This is a genomic window from Streptomyces sp. NPDC001920, assembly GCF_053594495.1.
In genome coordinates, this window is record NZ_JBSFEP010000001.1 from 156,187 (window position 1) to 179,883 (window position 23,697).

The following is a 23,697-nucleotide window of genomic DNA, read 5'->3' on the forward strand; positions in this document are numbered from 1 at the left end:
GCGGGGGTGCGCGGTCGTCACGTCCGCACCTGGATCAGGGCATGCGTCCCACCGGTCCGCCACTTGTGTCCCTCCGCCTCGACCAGTGCCGCCTCCGTGCCCGCGTCCAGTCCGGTGATCACATCGGACTTCAGGGTGCGCAGAGCGGCGACGGGGCCCGGGAAATAGGCGGTGACCTCGGCGAACGGCGTGGTCGGCGGCCAGCGCCGGTCACCGACGAGGCGGCGGTAGTTGAGGTCGCCCTTGACGACGGTCAGGGTGGCGGAGGCGACTTCCTCGCGCAGGTCGTCGGGCATCGCCGCGAACGGCAGCGGCGCACTGGAGAAGGGATGGGCGCGGACGGCGAGACGGCCGTCGGTCATGGCCGACCACAGGACGCGCCCGTACGTCGCGGCGGCTCCCTGCGCCGCCGTCAGCCGGCGCAGGGCGTCGAGGACGTCGGCGTGCGTGGCGTCGGAGACGTAGTAGGGGTACGGCTTGACGTGCAGGATCGCCCGCCCGACGCGCCCCTGGGCGAGCAGACGCGCGATGAGGAGTAGGTCGGGGACGAGTTCGCGGCCCGCGTTGTCGGCGATCAGGCACAGGGTGGCCGTGCCCGCGGGCGGGAGCAGGGACCACAGGGTCGCGCTGTCGTCGGCGACCAGCGGCGGGCTGTCCGAGGGGGTCTCGCCGTGCGTGGCCGACAACCGGAAGCCGAGGTCCGCGCGGTTGCCCCACAGGGAGCCGTGCAGCAGCGCCCGGTCCTGCTCGTCGGCCGGGCGGCCGTCCAGGACGTCGAGGGCGGCCAGTTCCCGATCCGTCTCCGGGGCGTCGAGTTCGGCCAGCTTGGCGGGCCGGAAGGGGTCGATGCCCTGCCAGGGACCGGCGGTGAAGTAGCCGACGGCCTGGAGGAGTCGGCGGTAGAAGTAGCTCTCCGACCACAGCCACGGTACGTCGAACCAGGACCGGCCGGTGTGGGCGTCGGCGCCCCAGGCCTGCCAGCGGTCATGGTCGTGCGCGTCGACGGGGAGCGGTTCGATGACGCCCTCGGCGCAGCTCGCGAGCAGCGCGTCCAGCGCGCGCTGCTGCTCGGGGCCGTAGGGGAAGGACTCCCGCACCTGCCGGATGATCGCGGGATGGCGTTCGGCGAGGACGCTGTGCGGGAACGAGCCGGGCTCGTCGCCGAGGAGTACGGGCGCGATCGGGGTGTGGGGCCTGTCGGGCATACGGCTCACGGTAGCGCGGGCGCCACACGGCCGATCTCCCGCTCCAGCTGTGTCGCGAGCGCGAGGTAGCGCGGTCGGCGGGGTACCGGGACCAGGCCGCGGATCGTGATGTGCCACATCTCGGCCACTCTGCGGGGCTGGCGTGCGACGGATTCGAGGGAGCGGCCCACGACGCGGGTGCCGACGAAGAAGCAGACCAGGGAGTGGGCGGCGGCCTCGATGTCGACGTCCGGATGGATGTCGGACTCCTTGGCGGCGCCCAGGAGTTTGCGGGTGGTGAGCTCCAGCAGTTCGAGGTAGGGGTGCCGCAAGGGCGGTCGAATCGCCACTCCCCCGATGGCCAGGCGCAGACCGGCCCGGGGGATCGGGCCCTCGACGGAGAGACGGGTGATGCCGAACGTCGTGCGTATCAGGCTCTCCAGGCAGGAGTGGCCCTTGACGTCCATCTCGCTCGCCACCTGCCGCGACGCCCTGGCCTGCAGTTCCATGATGGCCTGGGCGAGGTCCTCCTTGGCCGCGAAGTGGAAGTACAGGGCGCCCTTGGTCACCTGGGCCTGCTCGACTATGTCGCTGAGGCTGGTGCACTCATAGCCCTGGCGGTCGAACAGTTCGGCGGCGGCTGTGAGGATCGTGGTGCGGGTCTGTTCGGCGCGTAACTGCCTCACCATCGGCTGGACACTCCTGGGGACTTAAAAGAACGGGTCATGCCGTTTGTTTTTTACTCCCTGTACACGATAACTCACTCCCCTTCGGTTCCGGCGACACACTCGAAGACCGTCGATCCCCCTTGTCGTGCCACGACTTGCGTCTCGGTGCCACGCGCTCCCGGCCTGTCGGCCGCCTCGATCCAGGTGGGCTGGTCGAGTTCGGCGTACTGGTGGAAGACCGAACGGAACGAGACAGGTGCCCGGCGGTCGTGCGGGCTGCGGGCCCGTATCGCCTGGCGCACCGCCTCCAGGAGGAGCATCCCGGGCACGTGGTCGAGCGGATGGTCGAAGAAAACAGCGTGGGCGGTATCGACACGCAACTGCCAGCGGTCGGTTCGGCCGGTCGGGGCGAGGACGACGTCCGCGGGCAGGGCGCGGTCGACCACGGCGGGCGGCAGTCCGGGCGGCACGGGCAGCGCGGCCACCGTGTCCGCGGTACGGCCGCCGCGCAGCCGGCCGTACACGGCCGCGCTCGTCCAGGTGGTGACTATGCGCGCGGTCGCCACGCGCTCCCCGTCGAGCCGTATGTCGGCGTCGTAGCCGAACCCGGCCAGGCGGCCGCCGCGGTGGTCGAGGTCGGAGACCGTGATGTGCAGGACGGCTTCGGCGGGGGCGGCGCCGACGGCCAGTCGCTCGGGACGGGTGGTCAGGGACAGTTCCTTGAGTACGAACCGATGGCCGAGCGGGACGCCGTACGCGGTGTGCGCGAGCAGTGCGCCGCACTGGCGGACCGTCTCCGCGACGAGCAGCGGTTCGTAGGCCGACCGGTCCGGCGACACGTGTAACTGGTGAGCGCGCGGCCACTGGGCGAAGACCGTGTACCGGTCGGTGCCGTCGCGGGCGGCCCCTACGAGCAGTGTTTCGGCCACCGAGGCGCGATGCACCAACTGGCGCGGTACGGTGGCGGTCAGGTCTTCCACCCCGATCGCAGGGTCGGCCAGCAGGGCCGTGGCGAGCTGCTGCGAGTGAGGCATGTCCCCCTCCTTGGGTCCCCCGTGTGTGCGTTGACAGACGGCGAGGTTCCCGTGCCGCGAGCGATAGAGTACGAGGCGACCGGTTTGTTTTCAATGCGGCCTCGGGTCGCCCGGCCGTGCCCGAAGCCGCTCCGGCGCACGCCGGGCACCCGGGTCGACTCAGCGCGGCGGAGGGGCTGTTGTGGCGATGCAGGAGCGCGCCATCAGAACGCGAAGGCTGATCCTGGAGGCCGCGGGCGCGGTCTTCGACGAACACGGGTACACCGCGACCACCATCGCGATGGTCCTGGAGCGGGCCGAAGTGACCAAAGGGGCCCTGTACTTCCACTTCCCCTCCAAGGAATCCCTGGCCCAGGCCGTGCTGGACGAGCAGCTCTCGCTCGGTGCGGTCCCTCCGCAGCCCTGCAAGCTGCAGGAACTCGTCGACATCACCTTCGTGTTCGGGCAGCGACTGCTCGACAACCCGCTGCTCAAGGGCAGTGTGCGACTGGCGGTGGACCAGAGCGCGCCGCCCGGTGTCGACCATGCCGGGCCGTTCCGGCAGTGGGCGGACCATCTCACCGAGGTGCTCGAACAGGCCGCTGCACAGGGTGAGTTGCTGCCGAGCGTGAACGCGAGGCAGACGGTGGAGCTGCTGGTCGGTGCGTTCGCCGGTGTGCAGCTGATGTCCCGGGCGCTGACCGACCGCAGCGATCTGGCGCAGCGGATATCGGTGCTGTGGGGACACTTCCTGCCGAGCATCGCGGTGCCGGGCATGCTGACCGCCATCGACCGGGATCCCGACCGCGGCGTCCGGGTGCTGGCCGCGTTGGAAGCCGGGGACGACGAACAGGCCGGGGTGCGCCTGTCGGCGCGCTGAGCACGTGGGACCGACCGGGAAGTCGGTTTCGGTGGGCGTTCGGCCGGCGAAAACATGACGGGCCGGCCGATGCCCCATCCGCACCGGCCGGCCCGCCCGTCTGTGGTGCGCGCCCGCTCAGGGCACGCGCTCACCTTCTTCTCAGAAGGTCAGCTTCCAGCTGTTGATCCTGCCCGTGTCCTGGGCCGCGGTGTCCTGGACCCGCAGCTTCCAGGTGCCGTTGGCGCTCTCGGCGGAGGCGTTCACGGAGTAGGTGGTGATCACGTTGTCCGCGGAGTCCGAGGAGCTGGCGGCCTTCAGGCGGAAGCTCGTTCCGTCCGGGGCGACGAGGTCGATGACCAGGTCCCCGCGGTAGGTGTGGGTGATGTCCACGCCGACCTGGAGCGCCGAAGGGGCGTTGCCGCTGCGGCCGCTGACGGTGATCGGGGACTCGACCGCGGAGCCGTTGTCCGGGATGGAGACGGCGGACGTGCTGGCGAAGGTGGTGCCCCCCGTGGAGCCGCCGGAGCCGCTCACCGCCTGCACCGTCTTGGCCGCGTCCGCCAGGCCCGCACCGCAGCCGCCCGAGCAGGTCCCGGGCAGCGCACGGGCGTTGGTCTTGATCGCCGACTCGATCTGCGCCGGGGTCAGGGACGCGTTGGCCGACTTCATCAGCGCGGCGAGGCCCGCGACGTGCGGGGCGGCCATGCTGGTGCCCTGGTAGTAGTCGTAGTTCTCGGAGGACGGGCCCTGTGCGCCGGAGTTCAGCGTGGACAGGATGCCGTTCGTGGTGACGGAGTTGGTCTCTCCGCCGGGGGCGGCGATGTCGACGACCGTGCCGTAGTTGGAGTAGTAGGAGCGGTTCCCCTGGCGGTCGGACGCGGCGACGCTGATGACGTTGTTGCAGCTGGCCGGCGAGTAGTTGGCGGCGTTGGCGTTGCTGTTGCCCGCCGCGACGACGACCGTGGTGCCGCGGTTCACGGCGCCGTTGATGGCGCTCTGGGTCGCGGCGGAGCACGCGCCGCCACCACCGAGGCTCATGTTGATGACCTTGGCGACGTTGGTGTTCGCCGGGACCCCGGAGACGGTGCCGCCGGACGCCCAGGTGATGGCGTCGACGATGTCGGAGTCGTAGCCGCCGCACTTGCCGAGCACACGCAGCGGGGAGATCTTCGCGCCGTACGCGATGCCCGCGACGCCCTTGCTGTTGTTGGTGGCGGCGGCGATGGTGCCCGCGACGTGGGTGCCGTGCCAGGAGGACGAGGAGGCGGGGTCGCCCGCCTGGCACTCGCTCGCGGCGGTCCAGTCGCCGGGGTCGGCCGGGTTGCTGTCGCGGCCGTCGCCGTCGTTCCCGACCGTGGCGTCGGAGATGAAGTCGTAGCCCGCGACCATGTTGGCGGCGAGGTCGGAGTGGCTGACGTAACCGGTGTCGATGACGGCCACGGTCACGCCGGTGCCGGTCGCGACGTCCCAGGCGCCCGGCACCCGCATGCCCGCCGTGGTCTCGAACAGGTCCCACTGCTTGGCGTACTCGGTGTCGTTGGGCGTGGCCAGCGGCTTGTTCAGCCGGTCCGGTACGACGTAGGCGACCTGCGGGTCGGCCTGGTACTCGGCCACGACATCGGCGACGTCCGCCTTGGTGAGGTCCTCGCCCAGGTCGACGAGGGCCGCGCCGGAGCCGAGGCGGCGCCGGAAGTCGAGGTCCTCGCCGGCCTCCTTGCCCTTGGCCGCGGCGTCGGCCTCCGCGGCCTTGTTCGACTTGGCCTCGGCGGCCTGGGACTTGTAGCCGACGATCAGGCGCTCGGCCGGGGCGCCGGGAGCGGCCTCGGTCTGTGCCGCCGGGACGGAGGCGGCTTCCTGGGGAGCGGTCTCCTGGGCCACGGCGACCGTGGTGGCGGCGGTGAGGAGGGCGGCGGAGGCCGCGGCGACGGATATCAGCTTCCGTCTGGAGGATGGGGAGGTACGCAAGGGCTTGCCTTTCGTAGCCGGCCGTACTCCGGTGCAGAGCGGAGCGGCGGTCGATGTCGCTTCGTCCTCGAAGCGGAGGGGGGTGTCGCCACCGGGTGGTTTCCGGCCGTTCCTGTCCGTCCGGAGGGCGGGCTCGGCGGCGTCCGGTGGGGCGAGCGTGCGTGCCAGACGTCGCCGGGCAGGCGGGAGCGGTCGGACCCCGCCCAGGGCGGGTGGGGGCCTTACGAAGTGCGGGGGCGCGGCGGCCGGCCTGGCGCGAACCTGACCCGTTGGGGGTTACCCGTGGGTTGGCTGTGGTCGAACGATAGGCAAAGAGAAGGTCAGCGGGATACAGGGGAAACCCTCGATCCGGCTGGAAAACCACCCTCTACGACGCAGGGTTGACCGGTTATACCCGACTTCACCCGGCTCGTCACGTGGTGAACGCGCCGGGCCCGTCTCCCGTACTGCACGAGGACCCTTCCCGAGCCGGCCGAGGAGACGTTCCGGATGTCCCGGATGCCCTGGATGAGATCGCATCGCACCGCGCTGGCGGCCGTCGCCGTCACGCCCCTGCTGCTCACGGTGTGGACGGCGAGCCCTGCCCGCGCGCACGGCGCGCCGACGGATCCGGTCAGCCGCGTGTACGCGTGCTCCCCCGAAGGCGGCGGTGCCTCCGGCTCGGCGGCGTGCCGGGCGGCGGTCACCTCGAACGGCGCGCCCTTCACGGCCTGGGACAACCTCAGAATCGCGAATGTGAACGGACGCGATCGTCAGGTGGTCCCCGACGGTCGGCTGTGCAGCGGTGGACTGCCCGCCTACCGGGGTCTCGACCTCGCCCGTGCCGACTGGCCGTCGACCCGGTTGGCGCCGGGCTCGGCCCTGACGATGCGGTACGTGTCGACGATCCCGCACACCGGCACCTTCCGGATGTACCTGACCAGGCCCGGGTACGACCCGACGAGACCACTGGCCTGGTCCGACCTGCCGGAGCGGCCGTTCGCCGAGGTCAAGGACCCGGCGTTGAGGGACGGGGCGTACCGGTTCACGGTGCGGCTCCCGTCCGACCGGTCGGGGCGCCATGTGCTGTACACGATCTGGCAGAACAGCAGCACGCCGGACACCTACTACTCCTGCTCGGACGTGGTGTTCCCGGCGGACGGCAACGACGGCGGGCGCGGCGAGGAGGACGGCGGCGGCCGTACGGCCTCGCCGGCCGAAAAGTCCGACCGGGACGCCGGCGGCCGGACCGCCGGCCCGGCGGCGGCGGACGACGCCGGCGCGCCCTCCTCGCCGACGCCCTCCGCGCCGGCCGGCGCGAGGACGCCGCGCTCCCGGAGCGCGGACACCCCCGACGGCACGCCGGTGGCGTCCACCGGCGGTACCGGTACGGGGGTCTCTGCGCCACTGCTGGCGGGCGGCGCCGCCGCGGTGCTGGTGCTCACCGGGGGCGCCGCCCTGGCGCTGCGGCTGCGCCGTAGGTGAACTCCGGCCGGTCGGGCGTCAGTTGACGTACACGGCCTCGCCGCTGCCCGTCACCGGGGCGTACTTGGCGGTGAAGTAGCCGTTGGCGAAGCAGAGGGACGAGCCGGAGACCTTCGCGAACTGCTGGCCGGTGAAGTTGATGCTGTTGTCGGCGTTGCTCGCCGTGCCGCTCAGGCTCGGCGCCTGGTAGACGCAGTTGATGCTGCCCAGCAGGGTACGCAGGACGACCGTCGTCTGGATGGTGGAGCCCGCGGCCGGGGTCACGGTGACGGCGCCGTCGGAGGACACGGCGGCGCTGTAGGGCAGGTTGTTGACGGTGATGCTGGTGACGCCGAGCACGCCGAGGACGTTGGTGGTGCAGCTGGCGGGGTCGAAGGTGTGCGCGGTGACCGACTCCGTGGCGGTGCCGGGCGCACCGGGGTTGTCGGTGACGGTGGCCGTGAACTGCGACTTCGTGCAGGAGATGCCGCTGGTGCCGGTCGCGCTGGAGTAGAAGGTGGCGGCCGTGCCGCCGGCCAGCGGCGCCGTGAGGACCTCCCCGGCCGCGACGGCCGTACCGCCGACGGATCCGGTGGTCAGGACGGCCCCGTCGGCCGCGGAGGCGGGGCCGGCCAAGGGGAGGGTGAGGGCGGCGACGGTGCCGGCGAGGGTGAGGAGGGTGCGCGTACGCATGCGGGTTACCTCGGCTTTCGTTGCGGGGGTGTGCCCTGAGGGGATCAGGGGGTTCGGGGGTGGCGGCCGTGGGTCGACGGGCGCCGTTGCCGGTCCGTGACGCCTTCTCCGTACGACACGGACCGGCAACGACGGCCGGACGGTGACCGGCCGGAACCATGGGGGGATCCCGGCCGGACCGGGTGGGGGCCCCGGCACGGACCGAGGGGGGAAACGACCGTGACGGCGCCGGGGAGAGAACTCGCGGGACGTGAAGGACATCAGGTCCGGGAACGCGGGCGAAGGCCACGCGGCGGCGGATCCGGCGCCACGGATCCAGGGGGGAGCCAGGGAGAGTTGTAGACCTGAGTGTCAGTCAACGTCAAGGACCGGCAAGGGAGTTGCTGCCCCGACGACACTTTTTCAGGGGCACGGTGACGCGCGACGCGCAGGCGGCACACAATCAACACCCTTTTTCCACAACCATCTTGACCCTCGGCTGTAACCACCGGTAACTTCCGGGCTCGGCTACTGCGGAGTACGAGAAAGCCCTTGCCCCCGCCGGGAGTGGCAAGGGGCGTGCGCCGCGGGCGCTGTCCGCGCCAGGACAACGTGCCGCTGATGCCCTACCCGCACTTTCCTGCACTGGGAGCAGTCATGGCCTCGTCCTCGGACATCACCCATACCCCTGAGAACCCGGAAAGCGGTTCCGCCCCCGAAGCCTCCGGCGCCCCCGACGGGCCCGCGAGACGGGGTCGGGTCCGGGCGCGCCGGGCCGCCGTGATGGCGGTTCCCGCCGCCCTGGCGGCCGGCGCCCTCGCGGTCCTCACCGCCGAGGGTGCGCTCGGCGTGCAGTTCGCGATCTCCGGCATGCCCTTCACGGTCACCGCGACCGAGCTCAAGGGCACCGGGTTCGAGCAGTTCGGCGGGCTCGACCACATGGCGCCGGGCAGCCCCAACGAGGGGGACACCGGCGGCCAGGTACTGGTCGTCACCTCCGCGATCAAGAACGCGACACTCACCAAGCTGTGCCAGAGCGTCGACCTCGGCGGCACGAACCTGCACATCACCGCGGGCGGCGGGAGGGAGAAGGTGACGGCCACCGATCTGACCACCGACTCCACCGAGCTGTCGGGTGACGCGGCGTTCGGCGGCATCGAGATCGGCAATGACGCGAGCACCTTGACCAAGGCCGGGGTGAAGGGGCCGATCGGTGTGTTCAGCCAGCAGGCGGACACGGTGTACATCGCGAATCTGCGGCAGACCAACTACGCCACGACGGCGGGCGTGTTCAAGCTCCCCGGCCTCAAGCTGCGCTTCAGCGAATCGGGTTGCTGATGCGCGCGGGTACCGATGCGCGGTCGGCCTTCCGGCGCTGGAGGGCCGACCGGCCGTTCTGGGGCGGGGTGCTGCTCACTCTGGGCGGGGCGGAGATCCTGCTCACGATGAAGGCGTCGCTGAAGGTCGTGCTTCATGTCGGGATGCAGGGGTTGGCGGGCTATCTGCTGCCGACGCTGATGGTATTGCTGGGACTGCTGACGCTGTTCCATCCGACGCAGAGGCTCTTCTACTCGATCACCGGGGTCCTGGTCTCGCTGGGGACCTGGCCCACGTCGAACCTGGGCGGGTTCTTCGTCGGGATGCTGCTGGGCGTGGTGGGGAGTTCACTCGCTTTCGGGTGGCTGCCGGACCAGGAACCTCGCAGGAGCCGGCGGGAGCGTCGCAGAAGCGCCCTGGGAGCTGGTTGAGCACAGCGGGGCGCACATGCGAGACCGCTGGTCGCGTCCACTCGGCTCAGTCCGTGCGGGCCGGGGAGACCGAGCCCCTGCCGACGACCGCACCCCGCACCCCGCACCCCGCACCCCGCACCCCGCACCCCGCACCCCGGGGCGGACGCCCCGCCCGCGCCAGGAGGTTCCTCCGTCCGGCGGAGCCGAGGGCGGGTCGGCGTACGCCGAGGCCGACCCGCGCGACCCGGTGGCCGTGCTGGACGCGCCGGCGTTCCGCGGGACGCGCGATCCCGGTGAGCCGGTCGCGCTGACCGCCATCGCTGTCGTGCACGTCCCGCTGGACGAGCACGACGCGGTCGGGCTCGTGCGGCGACCGCTCGACCCGCTGCCCGGGGGCCGCAGCTGTCCCGTGACGTCCGCCGGCGCCGACTCCGCGCCGGACGCGGCAGGCCGGGTCGCCCGGGAGTACGCGGCGCGGGGCGTGCCGATGCGGACGCGTGATCCCGCCGGGGCCGAGAACTTCTTCACCGGTCTGGACCTCGTCGGACCAGGAGCCGTCCAGACCCGCACGTGACGTCCGGACGGCACCCGCACCCGCACCGCCACCGCCACCCGCACCGCCACCGCCACCGGCACCGGCACCGGCACCGGCACCGGCACCGCGATGCTCCGGGAGGCGGACATCGCGATGTGCGCAGGGGGTGGTACGCACGCCGAGTTGATCCGGTTTGCGAGCGCAAGCGATGCGGACGAGCCGACTCCGGTCCGCCTTCCCGCCAGCGGTTCATCACGATGTGGCAGCGGCAACTCACACGGCGTGGTTGCGCACTTGACTACCGCTGGTCACACACGATTGGCTCCGCCCCAGCGGGAGTTCACCAGGTCGGCGCACTCGCGTACGGTTTTGGCCGTACTCTCGTTCGTTCCTCCGGCTCGGCCGCACAGCGAGGTGCCGCACCCTCATGAAGACTCCATCCCCCTCCTCCGCCTGCGCTCGCGTCGCGGCCCTGACGGCCGCCACCTGTCTGCTGCTGACCGGTTGCTCCGCCGGCGGCGGGGCCGAGGAGGCATCGGGGGCGGAGGCAGGCGGCCCGCGATGGAAGATCGCGCTGATCACTCACGGCGGCAAGGGCGACGCCTTCTGGGAGCTGGTGCACAGGGGCGCGCAGGCCGCGGCCGCCAAGGACGGCATCGACCTGACCTTCGCGAACGACTCCGACCCCGCGGGTCAGGCCGAGTTGGTGCGGGACGCCGTCGAGCGGCGGGTCGACGGCATCGCCGTGACCCTCGCCAAGCCGTCGGCGATGGCGGGTCCGGTCAGAGCGGCCCGGGCGGCCGGCATTCCCGTGGTCGGTCTCAACTCCGGTATAGACGCATGGCGGTCCGCGGGGCTGCTGGGGTACTTCGGCCAGGACGAGAGCGTCGCGGGCCGGGCCGTCGGCGACAAACTGGACGGCCTCGGGGCCCGGCACACCCTGTGCGTCATCCACGAGCGCGGCAACGTCTCCCTGGAGGCGCGCTGTGCGGGTGTGAAGAAGGCGTTCGGCGGCAGGACCGAGAACCTGTACGTGGACGGCACCGACATGGACGCGGTGACCGACGCCGTCGCCGCCCGGCTGTCGCAGGACTCCAGCATCGACGAAGTGGTCACGAACGGGGCGCAGTTCGCGCTGGTCGCCGCGAAGGCGGCCCGGGAGGCCGGCGGCAAGGCCCGGGTCGCGACCTTCGACCTCAACAAGGACCTGGTCAAGGCGGTCCGGGACGGGGACGTGCAGTTCGCGGTCGACCAGCAGCCGTATCTGCAGGGCTATCTCGCGGTGGACTCCCTGTGGCTGTACCGGACCAACGGCAACACGCTCGGCGGCGGCGAGGAACCCGTCCTCACCGGCCCGGCGTTCGTCACCAAGGCGAACGTGGCCGCGGTGGCGAAGCGGGCCGCCGCCGGTACCCGTTGACGGGGTCGCTTCGCCCCAACGTGTCCCCAAAGATTCGGTCACGTATGACGCGCGCGCTCACTCGTGCGGCTAGCATCCTGCGCACCCCCGGTGACGTACCGGACACGCCGCCACCCCCGGCGCCCGTCCCCCATCCGCTCCCTCTCCGCTGATCGCCCTAGGACGACGATGTCTGCACGGACAGGTCCCCGGCGCCGCCTCGGCTCCATACGTCTCTCGCTGATCCTCCTCGCGCTGGTGCCCAGCGTCATGCTCGCCGCCGTCTGGAGCGTGACGACGATCCAGATGTTCTCGGAGGGACTGCGGCTGCGCGATCAGACCGCGCTGAGCAGGTCCACGGGCGCCATGGGCACGGAGGCCACACTCGCGCTCCAGCGGGAGCGCAGCTTCTCGGCCGTCTGGCTCGCCTCCCGCGAGGAGGGGGCCCGCGCCGCGCTGGAGGCGCAGCGCCGCGAGACCGACGAGGCGGTCGCGAAGCTCCTCCGCCGGTCGGACGAGATCCAGCAGGCGCCGCCCCGCATCAAGGACCGGCTGTACTCGGTCGTCGCGTCGGTGAGCAGCCTGGAGTACTACCGGGGCCAGGTGGACAAGCCCACCGACATCACGGCCGTGCAGGCCCTCGGCCAGTACACGTCGATCATCGACGACCAGATCCACGCGTTCCAGGAGCTCTCCCAGGTCGACGACGGCGACCTGACCTCGCAGGCGGGTCCGCTCGTCTCGCTGGAGCACGCGGCCGAGCTGGTGTCCCAGGAGGACGCGCTGCTGACCCTGGCGGGGCCGAAGGGCAGGATGGACGAGAAGACCTGGGGCGAGTTCGCGAAGTCGGTGAACACGCATCGCTGGCTCGTCGAGGACCAGATCCTGCCCTCGCTCACGGGGAGCGCGAAATCGCAGACCGAACGGATCCTGCGCAGCCCGCACTGGCGCGCCCTGGAGTCCGTCGAGGACCGGGTGCTCGCGGCTCGGGCGGCGGCCGGTGACTCCGGGAACATCGTGATCCCGGACCTGCAGAAGCAGTGGCGGGCCGCGCTGATCGAGGTCTCGGACGCGTACTCGGTGCTGATCCGGCGGCAGACGGCGGCGTTGCTGCAGCACAGCGCCGACGAATCGCGCAGCCTGCTGATCAAGGCCGCGTCCCTGAGCGCGGGCGGTCTGGTCGCGCTGCTGCTGTGCGTGTGGATGTCCTGGCGGATCACCCGCTCGCTGTCCCGCCGGCTGCGCGGCCTGCGCGAGGCCACCCTGAGCCTGGCTCAGGAGCGGCTGCCCGACGTGGTGACCCGGCTGGAGCGGGGCGAGAAGGTGGACGTGGAACTCGCGACCCCGCCGCTGGACTACGGCCACGACGAACTCGGCCAGGTCGCCGAGGCGTTCAACACCGCCCAGCGCACGGCCGTGCACACCGCCGTCGAACTCGCCGACACCCGGCGCGGCTTCCAGAAGATCATCCTGGGCATCGCCCGGCAGAGCCAGAACCTGGTCAACCTCCAGCTCACCAAGCTCGACGCGCTGGAGCGCGTGCACCAGGACCCCGAGGTCCTCAAGGGCCTGTACGAACTGGACTCCACGGCGAGCCAGTTGCGCCGCTACGAGGAGAACCTGGTCATCATCAGCGGTGAGCGCCCCGGCCGCAGCTGGAGCGAGCCGGTCGCGCTGATCGACATCCTGCGCAGCGCGGTCGGCGAGGTCGCCGAGTACCAGCGGGTGGAGGTGGACACCGAGGAGGAGGTGCACCTCGCGCCGCCCGCGGTGGCCGACGTGATCCATCTGCTGGCCGAGCTGATCGAGAACGCCACCCTGTACTCGCCCGCGCCCGCACCGGTCGGAGTGCGGGCCTCGATGGTGGCCAAGGGGCTGGCCGTCGAGGTCGAGGACCGCGGCCTGGGCATGTCCGAGGAGGACTACGAGTCCTTCAACGCCCAACTGGCCGAGCCCCCGCAGTTCGACGTGGTGGCCCTCGCCGACGACCTGCGCCTGGGCATGTTCGTCATCGGCCGGCTCGCGCACCGGCACGGCATCACGGTCACGCTGCGCTCCTCGCCGTACGGCGGCACGACGGCGATCGTGCTGATCCCGCACGACATCGTGGTCCGGGACATGCCCGCCCCGGACCACGACGAGGCGGAGCACGCCGGGGCCGCCGAGCCGGAGGAGCCCGTACGGGAGCCCCGCCCCGTCGTCCCGGCCCGCACCGTCCCCGAGCCGACCGCCGCGCCCGTGCCCGCGCCGCGGCCCGACGGGCTGACCCCGCTGCCGCGCCGGGTGCCGCAGACCTGCCTGGCCGCCGAACTGCGTGAGGAGGCGCCGCTCGCCGAAGCGGACGACGGCGCCGACGACTTCACCGCCGAACGTGCCGCCTCCTCCCTGGCCTGCTTCCAGCGGGGCACGCTCAAGGCCCGCGACGAGAGCGGCGACGGTGACACCGGGGCGCCGGACGCGACCGAGGCCGCGGGCCCGGGGCTCCCGGCCGGTCGGGGGGCGCGTGCCGACGGAACCCCTGCGGAGCCCCCGGCGTCCGGCTCGGTCTCCGCCTCCTCCCCCACGTCCTGCACCCCGCCCGCCGACCGTTCATGAAGGACATCGCCATGACACGCCCCACCCCCGCCACGGACACCCAGCTCGACCAGTTGCTCACCGGACTCGTGGAGCGGGTCGCCGACGTCAACCACGCCGTGGTGCTCTCCGAGGACGGGCTGGTGGTCAGCAAGTCCACCGGGTTCCTGCGCGACGACGCCGAGCGGCTGGCCGCGACCGCGTCCGGCCTGATGAGCCTCAGCAAGGGCGTCAGCCTGGACTTCCGGGGCGGCCCGGTGCGCCAGGCGCTGATCGAGATGGCCCACAGCTATCTGATCCTCACCTCCGCCGGGCCCGGCGCCCATCTCGTCGTGCTCACCAACCAGGGCGCGGACGTCGGTGTGGTGGCGTACCAGATGAACATGCTGGTGAAGAAGATCGGCGAGCATCTGTCGGCGGCGCCGCGGGCCAATGTCGGCCCGGGCGCGTGAGGTGAGCGCTGACGATACGGCGGGCCGCCTGGTACGTCCCTTCACCCTGACCGGCGGCCGGACCCGGCCCAGCCGCACCGACTTCACGCTCATCACGACGGTGACGGCGGTGGACCCGCCGCCGGAGCGGGCGCCGCGTCCGCAGCCGGAGCAGACGCGGATCCTGCGGCGCTGCGCCCGGCCGCTCGCCGTGGCGGAGCTGGCGGCCCACCTCGACCTCCCGGTGAGCGTCGTGGCGATCATGCTCTGCGATCTGCTGGAGGCGGGCCTGATCACCGTGCATCCACCGCACCCCGTCACCCCGCGCACCCCGGACCCGGACCTGCTGCAGAAAGTGAGGGACGGCCTTGGCCGGCTCTGACACCACCGCGACGGCCCTCGCGCCGCCCGACACGGTCAAGATCCTCATCGCCGGCGGCTTCGGGGTCGGCAAGACCACCCTGGTCGGGTCGGTCAGCGAGATCGCCCCGCTGCGCACCGAGGAGCCGCTGACCGCCGCCGGGCTGGGCATCGACGACCTCGACGGCATCGAGGAGAAACGGGCCACGACCGTGGCCCTGGACTTCGGCCGGATCACCATCAGCCGGGAACTGGTGCTGTACCTGTTCGGCACGCCCGGGCAGCAGCGGTTCTGGTTCATGTGGAACGACCTGGCGATCGGCGCGCTCGGGGCCGTCGTCCTGGTGGACGTGCGGCGGCCGCGGTGCAGCTTCGCGGCGATCGACTTCTTCGAGCGCAGAGGCATCCCCTTCGTCGTCGCCGTCAACGGCTTCCACGGTGAACACCCTTACCCCGCCGAGGACATCCGGGACGCCCTCGCGCTCCCGGCGCATGTACGGGTGCTGCTGTGCGACGCGCGGGAGCGCGAGTCGTGCCGGGACGTACTGATCGCCCTGATCGACCAGCTGATCGCGGACGCCAGCGAGGCGAACTGAGCGGGAGCCGTCTCCCCGGTTGGTCAGACATGTCGACCACTGACGGTCGCGTCCGCTACGCGGACGCGGACAAGTCGCGCCAGCCACCCGTTCGTGTCACAGGAACATCACTCCGCCTCCACGCTTTCCCCTCACGGCGCATGATGCTCTCTCAACTCACGCACCACCCTGGGGGACACCATGCGCACCCGAGCCATCGCCGCGGCACTCGCTGCCGCCTCGCTGCTCATGCTCACCGCCTGTGAAGGCACCAACGACAGCAGCTCCAACAAGCCGGGCCCCACCGCTGAGGACACCAACGACCGGACGAAGCAGGACACCGCTCCCACTGAGGCCGACACGGACCCGCCCGCGGACGACGCCGGCGCCGCTGAGCCCGAGGCGGAAACGGCGGTCCTGCCCGACCTCGTCGGGCAGGACCTGCAGGCCGCACAGGACGAGGCTCAGGCTGCCGGGTTCTTCGTCCTGGACGACCAGGACGCCAGCGGGCAGAAGCGCCTGCAGGTCTTCGACCGCAACTGGGTCGTGTGCAGTCAGGAGCCCGCGCCCGGGACGCACCCCACGGACACCCCCGTGACGCTGTTCGCGGTCAAGGACGGCGAGGCCTGCTGACCGACACCCCGCTGACCGGCCCGGCCGCGCCCGTGCGCGGCCGGGCTTTCGCACACGAAGGGGACCCCGTGGCCGTACGCAGGACTGCGGCCCGCTGCACGCCAGTGAACGGCCGGCCCCACGACGACCGCGCCAGCGCGCGGATCGCCTCATTCACGACCGCAGCAGCCCGCGAAGGGCCAGAAGCCAGGGAGGCGGGGGACAGAGCACAAACCTATGGGCGCGCACGGGCAGCCGCACCACGCTGGATACGGTGCCCTCATGATTCGGGCTGCAGTCTTCGACGTCGGCGAAACCATCACCCGCGACGACCGTTACTGGGGATCGTGGGCCGACTGGCTCGACGTCCCCCGGCACACACTCTCCGCTCTTGTCGGCGCCGTCGTCGCCCAGGGCCGCGACAACGCGGACGCCCTGCGCCTCGCCCGCCCGGACATCGACCTCGGCGCCGAGTACCGAGCGCGTACAGCCGCCGGCCGCGGTGAGGTGATCGACGAGAGCGACCTCTACGACGACGTCCGCCCCGCCCTGTCCGACCTCCGCAAGCTCGGCGTCCGAGTCGTCATCGCCGGGAACCAGACGTCCCAGGCGGGCGAGCTGCTGCGTGGCCTGGACCTGCCGGCCGACCTCATCGTCACCTCCGGAGAATGGGGTGTGGCCAAGCCGCACCCCGACTTCTTCCGCCGGGTGCTGGACGTGGCACAGGCCCCCCCGAGCGAGACCGTGTACGTCGGCGACCACCCGGCCAACGACGTGTTCCCAGCGAAGGCCGCAGGCCTGCGGACGGCGCACATCCGCCGGGGCCCATGGGGCCACCTGTGGGCTGACGACCCAGAGGTGGCGGCCGCCGCGGACTGGCGGATCGACGGCCTCACCCAGCTCACATCGATCATCGCGGACTGATCGTCAACCGCACGGCCCCACCCGCAGCTTGCAGTTGGGGCCGTTCGCGTACCCACGCAGTTACGACGCGAGTACGGTGCGCAGTGGACGTACCGAACGGGGAGCCCGTATGCCCGCCTCCAGCACCCGCGATGTCGGCAAGAGCATCGCCACCATCCGGCACGCCCGCCGGCTCACGCAGGCCGACCTCGCCCGCGCCGCCTTCCTGTCCCTTTCCGCTGTCAAAGCCATTGAGCGCGGGGCCCGGAACCCGAGCGACGAGGCCATCGACTCCATCGCCGCAGCACTAGCCGTAGACCCCAGCCACATCGTCAACGGCAACGCACGCACCGACAGCCGCGTACACGCAGCAATCCCCTCCATCAGCTCCGCGATCGCCGCCTACGACATCCCCACAAACCCGCCCGCCCTATCGCTCGACGAGCTCCATTCCGCCGTCCATGAAGCGGTCAACTGGCGCCTCGGCGCCCAGTACGCACGCATCGCCAAACACATTCCCACGCTGCTCGACCAGACATTGCGCACCTTGCACCACAACGCAGGAGCCCAACGGCTCCAAGCCGCCCAGCTCCTGGCCTCCACCGCCCGCACCGCGGATGCCGCCGCCTACAAGTACGGCCACCACGACCTCTCCGCCCGGCTGATCGAGCTGATGCGGTGGGCCGCCCGCCAGGCTGAAGACCCGCTCACTGAAGCAACCGCGGCCTACGTACGCACGGAGACGTTCTTCGCGGCCCGCGCCCACACAGCGGGATTACGCGCCCTCCAGCACGCGATCGACGCGAGCCCGAGCCCCCGCGGCAGGGAGACCATCGCGTCACTCGGTGCCTTGCACATGCGGGCGGCGGTCATCGCCGGGCGGGCCGGAGACGGCGACGCGGCAGACCTCCACCTGGGCGAGGCCCGCCGACTCGGCGACCGAATCCCCGAAGGGGATTATCACGGGACGGCATTCGGCCCGGACTCGGTCCGCGCCCACGAAGTCTCGGTGGCGGTCAGCTTGGGCAGCGACCGCGTCTCCCGCGCGCTGGACGTAGCCCAGGAGTGGTCACCGCCAGCCGATCTACCTGCGGAACGGCAGTCCGGATTCTGGATCGAACTGGCGCGTGCTCAGCTCTGGGCAGGGCTGGCCGACGACTCGTTCGAGTCGCTGAAGGTCGCCCGGCTGATCGCTCCGCAGCACACGCGTGAACACCCGTGGGCCCGCGATACCGCCGCCACGCTGCGCCGCCTCAAGCGGGCGGACGCCGAGACGCTCACCTCATTTGCCGAGTGGGTCGGCGCCGTCTGACCCACCCAGCCGAGGGACACAGGGGGACACAGCTTGTGTCCCTTGTCGCCCTTGCTGCGTCCCATGATCTGTCTGTCCGTGCAAACAGGCAGATGGGAACTGGGCATGAGCGACACAAGCACCGCCTCACCGGTCCGCCTCGATGGGCCGGTGAGCATTGCACGACTGCATTGCCGGGCGCGCTGGGGCTGTGGCGCCGTTGCCAAGGACCTGACGCCCGCCAGAACGGTCAAGTTCGGCGAAAACGGACGTGAATGGGCGATCGTCACCTGCGGATGCCAGACGACGGCGGTGGCGTGAGCATGACCATCGACCGCAGTCAGCAGGCCCTACGGCCCGTCCAGATTGCACCCGGCGTACTCGTCCACCCCACCGCCGACCGCCGGCTCGCCGTCGAACACTGGCTCCTCGCCGACCTGAACGCGCAAGGCCGAGACCGCGCCCGCGTCGAGTGGCGACAGTTCGGCGTGGCCATGCTTCCCCTTGGGGTCCGGTTCTCCGCCGTCCGTCTTCCCGGTGACCTTGTCCTCGCCGCCGCCTGTAGCAGTTGGAACCCGGCAGAAGTTGACCAGTTCCTCGCTGAAGCTCTCGACGGCGGCCCGGTCGTCTGCGACCCGCGCCATCACCGCTACTACGCTCTCGTCCCGGGCAGTATGCCCCGGACCTGGCGGCAGGCCGCTGAGGACTGGCGGGAGATGGACGTGGACTGCCTCGGCAGCGGCACCATTCTCGGGATCCCTCCCCTGTACCGCGACGAGTTCAACCCGACCGCCGTGGCCTCGTACTGGTCGGTGCCGATGCCGTCGGCAGCGACGCTGTGCAAGCCGCTCTCCGTGGCCCGGCTGATCGCCGCCGGACGGCATCAGATGGCCGAGGGGCTTGACGTATGAGCGGCATCGAGACACCGGCATCCGAAGCGGACGCCACCTTCCACCGCACGGCCGGGCTCGCCGACGCCTCCTGGGCGTCGTTGCGCGCGCACAACAACCCGGCCCGCGACATCAGGCACGCGAACCACGCCCTGCGCATCGACCCGGTCTCACGGCCAGCGACCGGCAGGACGCCACCTTCCACGGCGGCTACTGGGCGGCCGCCCGTCGGGGGCGTGGCGGCACCCGCCGGACACGACCCCGACACGCGGCGGGTGTCAGTCCAGGCCGGCCGACTTCAGCCAGGCCTTGGCCACGTCGAGCGGGTCCTTGTTCTCCAGCTGGACCTGTGAGTCCAGCTCCAGGAGCGTCTTGGTGTCCAGCTTGGCCGAGACCGCGTCGAGCGCGTCGACGCCCTTCTGGGAGAGGCCGCTCTTGTGGACCAGCGGAGTCACGTTGGCGTAGCCGAAGAGGTTCTTCGGGTCCTTCAGGACGACGAAGCCCTCCTTGGTGATGGTCGGGTCCGTGGTGAAGATGTCCGCCGCCTGGACGGTGTTCTTCGTCAGCGCCGCCTGGGTCAGCGGGCCGCCCGCGTCCAGCGCCTTGAACGACTTGAACTTCAGGCCGTACTCGGTCTCCAGGCCCTTCAGGCCCTGGTGACGCGTCTGGAACTCCGGCGAACCGCCGATGACCAGGTCCGGAGCGATGTCCTTGAGGTCGGCGAGGGTGGAGTCGGCGGTCAGGTCGTACTTCTTCGCCGTCTCGGCGTTGAGGCTGACGGAGTCCTTGTTCTCGGCCGGTGAGGACTGCAGGATCGTCAGCTTCTTGTCCAGCGCTGCCTTCACCGCGGTGTCCACGGCCTCGGCCGACTTCTGCTCCGCCTTCGGGTCCAGGTAGGCGAGCAACGAGCCGTTGTACTCCGGCAGAACGGTGACGGAGCCGTTCTTGAGCAGACCGTAGGTCGTCTCCCGGCTGCCGATGTTGGGCTTGTAGCTGACCTTGATGCCCTTGGCCTTGAGAGCCTCGCCGTAGATGTCGGCGAGCAGGACGCTCTCGGCGAAGTTGTTCGAGCCGACGACGACCGTGTCCGCGCTCGCCTCGCCCTCGGCGAGCGGATCGGACTTGTCGGAGGAGGAACATCCCGCCAGCAGCGCCGCCGTGGCGGCGAGCGCGACGGCGGCCGCGCCGGGATGGTTCCTGAGGGACCTGCTGCGTGGGGCGGTGAAAGTCACGATTCCCGTTCCGATTTCAGGGGGTTGGGAGAGCTCTTCAACTGATCCAATCCAGCTGGTTCTCTGTCAGTCAAGAGCATGTAGGTCACCGATTGGCCTCAAAAATGGGAAGGTAACGGGCAGTTGTGTTCCCGGGCGAAGGCGGCCGGTGGAGGCGCGCGGGGCCTTGACGGAATCTTGACGTACAGTTCCGGTCACGGTGATCAACGGGCGGTACTGTCCCCGAAAAGAGCCGAACCCTACTCGAACAACTGCGGTCACGTGAGACCTCGCGCGCCGTGCGACGCCCACGAAGGAGGCAACTCGGTGGCCACGAACGAGGCGGGCGCGCCCCGCCCGCGTCGTCTGCGCGGTCTCGCCGACCGCTGGCCCTTCCGGCGCAAGCTCAATCTGCTCGTCGGTGTACCGCTGACCGCGGTCGCGGTGCTGCTCGCCTACCTCATCGCCGAGCAGACGGTGCAGTCGCGCAACGCGGCGGACGCCGCCTGGCTGGTCCGCGAGAGCGCCGAGGTCGCGACCCTGGTCGACGAGCTGGCCGCCGAGCACCAGCAGGCGGTCCTGCTCTCCGTACGGCACGAGGCGACCGAGAGCAGCCGGCCCTCCAGCGCCGCCTTCCGTACCGCGCAGTCCCTGGTGAACGCCCAGGTCGAGCGGGTGCGTGAGGCGTTCGGGGATCGCCTGCCGCAGAGCGAGGCGAACGCGCTGCGGGCCGTCGAGGGGCTGAGCAGCCTGCGCGACACCGTCGAGCAGGGGTATGTGCCCGCCGAGAACATCGACCCCGCGTACACCCACGCCGCGCAGGGGCTGATCGACGGCCTGGCGCTGGACCGCAACCCCGATCTCGCGACCACCTTCACCGGCAATCTGCTGGACTCCCTGCTGCGCGCGGGCGCCGCGCACAGCGCCTTCGAGACCGGTGTCTTCTCCGCGTCGACCGGGGACTCCAACGCGCTCATCGAGTTCATCGGCGCGATCGGCTCCTACGACGAGTACACCCACCAGGCCGACCGTTTCGCCCGGTTCGCCACCGAGGCACAGACCGCCCAGCTCAACGGGATCAAGTACACGGCCGCGCAGGCCGCCATCAGCCGCCAGTACGCGGAGCTGAAGATCGACCCCGGCTCCGTGCAGGGCCGTTCGGCCGCCGAGATCCGCGAGTCGCTGAAGGCGGCGCTCGACTCCTACCCCGCCTACCGCGACCAGGCCGACACCCGTCTGGCCATCACCACCTCGCTCATCGGCCAGATCGCCGACCGGGCGGACCACGCCTCCGAGGAGGCGGCGTGGCGTGCCGTGCTGCTGCTGGGGCTCGCCGTGTTCGGCTTCGCCGTCTGGCTGGTCCTGGCGATGCTGGTGCGGCGCTCGGTGGTACGTCCCGTGCAGGCCCTGACGGGAGCCGCGCGGCAGGTCGCCGAGGTCGCCGAGCGCGAGTTGGCCCGGGTGGCCGACGACGACGCCGAGGACGACGGTCCGCCGCGGCTGCGCGCGATGCCGGTCACGGCACGCGACGAGATCGGCGAACTCGCGGAGACCTTCAACCAGGTGCAGGCGATGGCGGCCGCGCTGCTGGAGCGGCAGGTGCTCAGCCGCCGCAACATCGCGGAGATGTTCGGCAACGTGGGCCGCAGGGTCAGCAACCTGACGACACGTCAGCTCGCGCTGATCGACTCGGTGGAGCGGGGCGAGACGGACCCCGCGCTCCTGGAGCGCCTCTACTCCATCGACCACATCGCGGTACGTCTGCGTCGCAACGCCGACAGCCTGATGCTGCTCGCCGGTATCCACGAGGCGGACTTCGACGCAGGGCCCGCCGCGCTCACCAACGTCGTGCGCGCCTCACTCGGGCAGATCGAGGGCTACCGGCGCGTGGAGCTGCGGGCCCGCACCGGAGCCGTGGTGGAGCCGGAGGTCATCGGCGACCTGACGCTGATGGTGGCCGAACTCGTGGAGAACGCGGTGTCGTTCTCACCGCAGGGCAGCCCGGTCGAGGTGACGGTTGCGGACGGCGAGCGCAAGGACGCGGTGATCGTCGTCGCCGACCACGGCCTGGGCATGAGCCCCGAACGCCTCGACGAGGAGAACGCCCGCCTGATCCGCCGGGAGCGCCTGGACCTCGTACCGACGAAGGTCCTGGGCCTGTTCGTGGTCGGCACCCTGGCGCGCCGCTGGGACATCGCGGTCACACTGTCGCGCACGCCGGGCGGCGGTGTGACCGCCGAGGTTTCGGTGCCGTCGAAGCTGCTGGTGACGGACAGCGTGACCGAGGGGACGCCCACGGCGGCGCTGGCGGCGGTGGCCGGGGGCGCGGGCCGCGGCACGGCGGTCGCCGCGGAGGCCGGGGCGGACGCGGACGCGGACGCAGACACAGCCTCCCCGAGCGTCGCACCGGGCGGCCCGCTGCCCCACGGCACGCCCCCGTCGCGCCCGGTGTCCGGGCCTCGCACGTCGGCCGCCGCGCCCACGGACCCCGTACGGGCCGACCCGAACGCATCGCGGCCCCTCCCCCGCCGGGTGTCCCAGCGGCAGGTCGGCGCCGGCACGACGCCCCCGGCCTCCCCGGCCTCCCCGGCCTCCCCGGCCTCCGGCGAAGCGTCCGCCACCCGTCCCCTGCGGCGCCGCGTCCGCGGCGCGACCCTGCGTGCCGACGCCGGGGACTCCGCCTCGCAGGCGGCGCGGCGGCAGGGTGGGCGCACCATGGACGCGGAGGCCGTGCGGGCCGCGATCGAGGAGTTCGAAGCGGCCGTGGAGCGCGCACACCGCGACTGCCGCGACGGCGGCACCGCAGACCGTTCCACCACAGACCATTCCACCGCAGTCCCCCACCCGACCCCCCGTACGCACGACCAGAACGACCTCCCGGAAGGAGCGCAGCAGTGAGCACGTCGACAGGTGGCACCCCGGCGGAAGGCGTCACACCGGCCGAACTGCAGGCCGCCGCAGCCGACTTCACCTGGCTGCTGAACCGCTTCGCGACCGAGACGGCCGGTGTCGTGGACGCGATCGCCGTCTCGTCGGACGGGCTGCTCATCGCCGTGTCCGAGCTGCGCGAGCAGGCGGACTGCGAGCGGCTCGCGGCGATCGTCTCCGGCATCACCAGCCTGGCCGCCGGCGCCTCCGGCAACTACGGCCTCGGCGCCCTCAACAAGGTCATCATCGACCTGGAGGGCGGACATGTCCTGGTTTCCGCGATCGGCAGCGGCGCCGTGCTCGGCGTGGTCACCGACAAGGAGGCCAAGCTGGGCAACATCGCCTACGAGATGACCGTGTTCGCCAACCGTGTCGGCGCCGCCCTCAGCCCGCAGCTCGTGCTGGAGCTGAAGAACAGCGTCGGCGCCTCGTCGTCCCGCTGACCCCGTAC

General features: G+C 71.4%; 23 protein-coding genes and 1 pseudogene. 18 read left to right on the top strand and 6 right to left on the bottom strand.

The features are described from left to right. Nucleotides 1-17 precede the first annotated feature (17 nt). The 3 genes from ACWCPI_RS00620 to ACWCPI_RS00630 form a co-directional block, all read right to left on the bottom strand. A complete protein-coding gene (locus ACWCPI_RS00620) occupies nucleotides 18-1,205 on the bottom strand; it encodes a damage-control phosphatase ARMT1 family protein (protein ID WP_451036013.1) in 1,188 nt (395 codons plus the stop codon). A 5-nt stretch (nucleotides 1,206-1,210) separates the two neighbouring features. Continuing rightward, on the bottom strand, nucleotides 1,211-1,873 hold the full coding sequence (locus tag ACWCPI_RS00625; RefSeq protein ID WP_451036014.1) for a ScbR family autoregulator-binding transcription factor: 663 nt from the start codon (nucleotides 1,871-1,873) through the stop codon (nucleotides 1,211-1,213). A gap of 71 nt (nucleotides 1,874-1,944) precedes the next feature. Next, nucleotides 1,945-2,886 carry a ScbA/BarX family gamma-butyrolactone biosynthesis protein gene (locus ACWCPI_RS00630; protein ID WP_451036015.1) on the bottom strand — a complete coding sequence of 314 codons (942 nt, stop codon included), beginning with the start codon at nucleotides 2,884-2,886 and terminating at the stop codon, nucleotides 1,945-1,947. Nucleotides 2,887-3,067: 181 nt separating this feature from the next. Between ACWCPI_RS00630 and ACWCPI_RS00635 the strand changes: the two genes are divergently transcribed. Then, nucleotides 3,068-3,745: a ScbR family autoregulator-binding transcription factor gene (locus ACWCPI_RS00635; protein ID WP_451036016.1), complete on the top strand. Its 678-nt coding sequence runs from the start codon at nucleotides 3,068-3,070 to the stop codon at nucleotides 3,743-3,745. Nucleotides 3,746-3,886: 141 nt separating this feature from the next. Here ACWCPI_RS00635 and ACWCPI_RS00640 read toward each other — a convergent pair whose 3' ends face one another. Beyond that, a complete protein-coding gene (locus tag ACWCPI_RS00640) occupies nucleotides 3,887-5,692 on the bottom strand; it encodes a S8 family peptidase (protein WP_451036017.1) in 1,806 nt (601 codons plus the stop codon). A gap of 498 nt (nucleotides 5,693-6,190) precedes the next feature. Here ACWCPI_RS00640 and ACWCPI_RS00645 point away from each other — a divergent pair, with 498 nt between their 5' ends. Then, nucleotides 6,191-7,156 (top strand): lytic polysaccharide monooxygenase auxiliary activity family 9 protein, encoded by a 966-nt coding sequence (locus ACWCPI_RS00645; protein WP_451036344.1) that lies wholly within the window; start codon nucleotides 6,191-6,193, stop codon nucleotides 7,154-7,156. An 18-nt stretch (nucleotides 7,157-7,174) separates the two neighbouring features. Here the strand turns inward: ACWCPI_RS00645 and ACWCPI_RS00650 are convergent, their stop codons facing one another. Further along, the gene (locus ACWCPI_RS00650) at nucleotides 7,175-7,828 is read right to left on the bottom strand and encodes a Tat pathway signal sequence domain protein (RefSeq protein ID WP_388808801.1); all 654 of its coding nucleotides are present in this window, start codon (nucleotides 7,826-7,828) and stop codon (nucleotides 7,175-7,177) included. Between the two features lie 636 nt (nucleotides 7,829-8,464). Here ACWCPI_RS00650 and ACWCPI_RS00655 point away from each other — a divergent pair. The 14 genes and pseudogenes from ACWCPI_RS00655 to ACWCPI_RS00720 all read left to right on the top strand — a co-directional run. After that, on the top strand, nucleotides 8,465-9,145 hold the full coding sequence (locus tag ACWCPI_RS00655; protein WP_451036018.1) for a DUF6230 family protein: 681 nt from the start codon (nucleotides 8,465-8,467) through the stop codon (nucleotides 9,143-9,145). After that, nucleotides 9,145-9,555 carry a DUF6114 domain-containing protein gene (locus ACWCPI_RS00660; RefSeq protein ID WP_451036019.1) on the top strand — a complete coding sequence of 137 codons (411 nt, stop codon included), beginning with the start codon at nucleotides 9,145-9,147 and terminating at the stop codon, nucleotides 9,553-9,555. The genes ACWCPI_RS00655 and ACWCPI_RS00660 overlap by 1 nt, the downstream gene beginning before the upstream one ends. A gap of 16 nt (nucleotides 9,556-9,571) precedes the next feature. Next, nucleotides 9,572-10,111 carry an SAM-dependent methyltransferase gene (locus tag ACWCPI_RS00665; protein WP_451036020.1) on the top strand — a complete coding sequence of 180 codons (540 nt, stop codon included), beginning with the start codon at nucleotides 9,572-9,574 and terminating at the stop codon, nucleotides 10,109-10,111. Nucleotides 10,112-10,499: 388 nt separating this feature from the next. Then, complete coding sequence (locus tag ACWCPI_RS00670) at nucleotides 10,500-11,492, top strand: substrate-binding domain-containing protein (protein WP_451036021.1); 993 nt, start codon at nucleotides 10,500-10,502, stop codon at nucleotides 11,490-11,492. Between the two features lie 168 nt (nucleotides 11,493-11,660). Further along, nucleotides 11,661-14,066, top strand: coding sequence for a nitrate- and nitrite sensing domain-containing protein (locus tag ACWCPI_RS00675; protein WP_451036022.1), 2,406 nt, complete (start codon nucleotides 11,661-11,663; stop codon nucleotides 14,064-14,066). An 11-nt stretch (nucleotides 14,067-14,077) separates the two neighbouring features. Then, nucleotides 14,078-14,497 carry a roadblock/LC7 domain-containing protein gene (locus ACWCPI_RS00680; RefSeq protein ID WP_451036023.1) on the top strand — a complete coding sequence of 140 codons (420 nt, stop codon included), beginning with the start codon at nucleotides 14,078-14,080 and terminating at the stop codon, nucleotides 14,495-14,497. Beyond that, entirely contained in the window at nucleotides 14,478-14,858 is a 381-nt protein-coding gene (locus ACWCPI_RS00685; RefSeq protein WP_451036024.1) for a DUF742 domain-containing protein, read from the top strand. Before ACWCPI_RS00680 ends, ACWCPI_RS00685 begins: the two co-directional genes overlap by 20 nt. Continuing rightward, nucleotides 14,845-15,432, top strand: coding sequence for a GTP-binding protein (locus ACWCPI_RS00690; protein ID WP_451036025.1), 588 nt, complete (start codon nucleotides 14,845-14,847; stop codon nucleotides 15,430-15,432). Before ACWCPI_RS00685 ends, ACWCPI_RS00690 begins: the two co-directional genes overlap by 14 nt. Before the next feature lie 180 nt (nucleotides 15,433-15,612). Next, nucleotides 15,613-16,044 carry a PASTA domain-containing protein gene (locus tag ACWCPI_RS00695; protein ID WP_451036026.1) on the top strand — a complete coding sequence of 144 codons (432 nt, stop codon included), beginning with the start codon at nucleotides 15,613-15,615 and terminating at the stop codon, nucleotides 16,042-16,044. A 261-nt stretch (nucleotides 16,045-16,305) separates the two neighbouring features. Further along, the gene (locus tag ACWCPI_RS00700; protein ID WP_451036027.1) at nucleotides 16,306-16,947 is read left to right on the top strand and encodes an HAD family hydrolase; all 642 of its coding nucleotides are present in this window, start codon (nucleotides 16,306-16,308) and stop codon (nucleotides 16,945-16,947) included. A gap of 109 nt (nucleotides 16,948-17,056) precedes the next feature. Further along, nucleotides 17,057-18,238, top strand: a complete 1,182-nt coding sequence (locus ACWCPI_RS00705) for a helix-turn-helix domain-containing protein (protein WP_451036028.1) — start codon at nucleotides 17,057-17,059, stop codon at nucleotides 18,236-18,238. 105 nt (nucleotides 18,239-18,343) lie between these two features. Beyond that, nucleotides 18,344-18,538, top strand: coding sequence for a hypothetical protein (locus tag ACWCPI_RS00710; RefSeq protein ID WP_451036029.1), 195 nt, complete (start codon nucleotides 18,344-18,346; stop codon nucleotides 18,536-18,538). Nucleotides 18,539-18,540: 2 nt separating this feature from the next. Continuing rightward, entirely contained in the window at nucleotides 18,541-19,128 is a 588-nt protein-coding gene (locus tag ACWCPI_RS00715; protein WP_451036030.1) for a hypothetical protein, read from the top strand. A 26-nt stretch (nucleotides 19,129-19,154) separates the two neighbouring features. Further along, nucleotides 19,155-19,321, top strand: a pseudogene (locus ACWCPI_RS00720) (AbfB domain-containing protein); the annotation flags it as partial. Nucleotides 19,322-19,385: 64 nt separating this feature from the next. Here ACWCPI_RS00720 and ACWCPI_RS00725 read toward each other — a convergent pair. Next, nucleotides 19,386-20,339, bottom strand: a complete 954-nt coding sequence (locus tag ACWCPI_RS00725) for an ABC transporter substrate-binding protein (protein WP_451036031.1) — start codon at nucleotides 20,337-20,339, stop codon at nucleotides 19,386-19,388. 306 nt (nucleotides 20,340-20,645) lie between these two features. Between ACWCPI_RS00725 and ACWCPI_RS00730 the strand changes: the two genes are divergently transcribed. Next, a complete protein-coding gene (locus tag ACWCPI_RS00730) occupies nucleotides 20,646-23,216 on the top strand; it encodes an ATP-binding protein (protein ID WP_451036032.1) in 2,571 nt (856 codons plus the stop codon). Continuing rightward, the gene (locus ACWCPI_RS00735; RefSeq protein ID WP_019757973.1) at nucleotides 23,213-23,689 is read left to right on the top strand and encodes a roadblock/LC7 domain-containing protein; all 477 of its coding nucleotides are present in this window, start codon (nucleotides 23,213-23,215) and stop codon (nucleotides 23,687-23,689) included. Before ACWCPI_RS00730 ends, ACWCPI_RS00735 begins: the two co-directional genes overlap by 4 nt. The last annotated feature ends 8 nt before the right edge of the window (nucleotides 23,690-23,697 follow it).

Coding starts and splice junctions, on each gene's coding strand:
- ACWCPI_RS00620 (WP_451036013.1), bottom strand. CDS start 1,205: ATGCCCGACAGGCCCCACACCCCGATCGCGCCCGTACTCCTCGGCGAC.
- ACWCPI_RS00625 (WP_451036014.1), bottom strand. CDS start 1,873: ATGGTGAGGCAGTTACGCGCCGAACAGACCCGCACCACGATCCTCACA.
- ACWCPI_RS00630 (WP_451036015.1), bottom strand. CDS start 2,886: ATGCCTCACTCGCAGCAGCTCGCCACGGCCCTGCTGGCCGACCCTGCG.
- ACWCPI_RS00645 (WP_451036344.1), top strand. CDS start 6,191: ATGCCCTGGATGAGATCGCATCGCACCGCGCTGGCGGCCGTCGCCGTC.
- ACWCPI_RS00650 (WP_388808801.1), bottom strand. CDS start 7,828: ATGCGTACGCGCACCCTCCTCACCCTCGCCGGCACCGTCGCCGCCCTC.
- ACWCPI_RS00655 (WP_451036018.1), top strand. CDS start 8,465: ATGGCCTCGTCCTCGGACATCACCCATACCCCTGAGAACCCGGAAAGC.
- ACWCPI_RS00660 (WP_451036019.1), top strand. CDS start 9,145: ATGCGCGCGGGTACCGATGCGCGGTCGGCCTTCCGGCGCTGGAGGGCC.
- ACWCPI_RS00665 (WP_451036020.1), top strand. CDS start 9,572: ATGCGAGACCGCTGGTCGCGTCCACTCGGCTCAGTCCGTGCGGGCCGG.
- ACWCPI_RS00670 (WP_451036021.1), top strand. CDS start 10,500: ATGAAGACTCCATCCCCCTCCTCCGCCTGCGCTCGCGTCGCGGCCCTG.
- ACWCPI_RS00675 (WP_451036022.1), top strand. CDS start 11,661: ATGTCTGCACGGACAGGTCCCCGGCGCCGCCTCGGCTCCATACGTCTC.
- ACWCPI_RS00680 (WP_451036023.1), top strand. CDS start 14,078: ATGACACGCCCCACCCCCGCCACGGACACCCAGCTCGACCAGTTGCTC.
- ACWCPI_RS00685 (WP_451036024.1), top strand. CDS start 14,478: ATGTCGGCCCGGGCGCGTGAGGTGAGCGCTGACGATACGGCGGGCCGC.
- ACWCPI_RS00695 (WP_451036026.1), top strand. CDS start 15,613: ATGCGCACCCGAGCCATCGCCGCGGCACTCGCTGCCGCCTCGCTGCTC.
- ACWCPI_RS00700 (WP_451036027.1), top strand. CDS start 16,306: ATGATTCGGGCTGCAGTCTTCGACGTCGGCGAAACCATCACCCGCGAC.
- ACWCPI_RS00705 (WP_451036028.1), top strand. CDS start 17,057: ATGCCCGCCTCCAGCACCCGCGATGTCGGCAAGAGCATCGCCACCATC.
- ACWCPI_RS00710 (WP_451036029.1), top strand. CDS start 18,344: ATGAGCGACACAAGCACCGCCTCACCGGTCCGCCTCGATGGGCCGGTG.
- ACWCPI_RS00715 (WP_451036030.1), top strand. CDS start 18,541: ATGACCATCGACCGCAGTCAGCAGGCCCTACGGCCCGTCCAGATTGCA.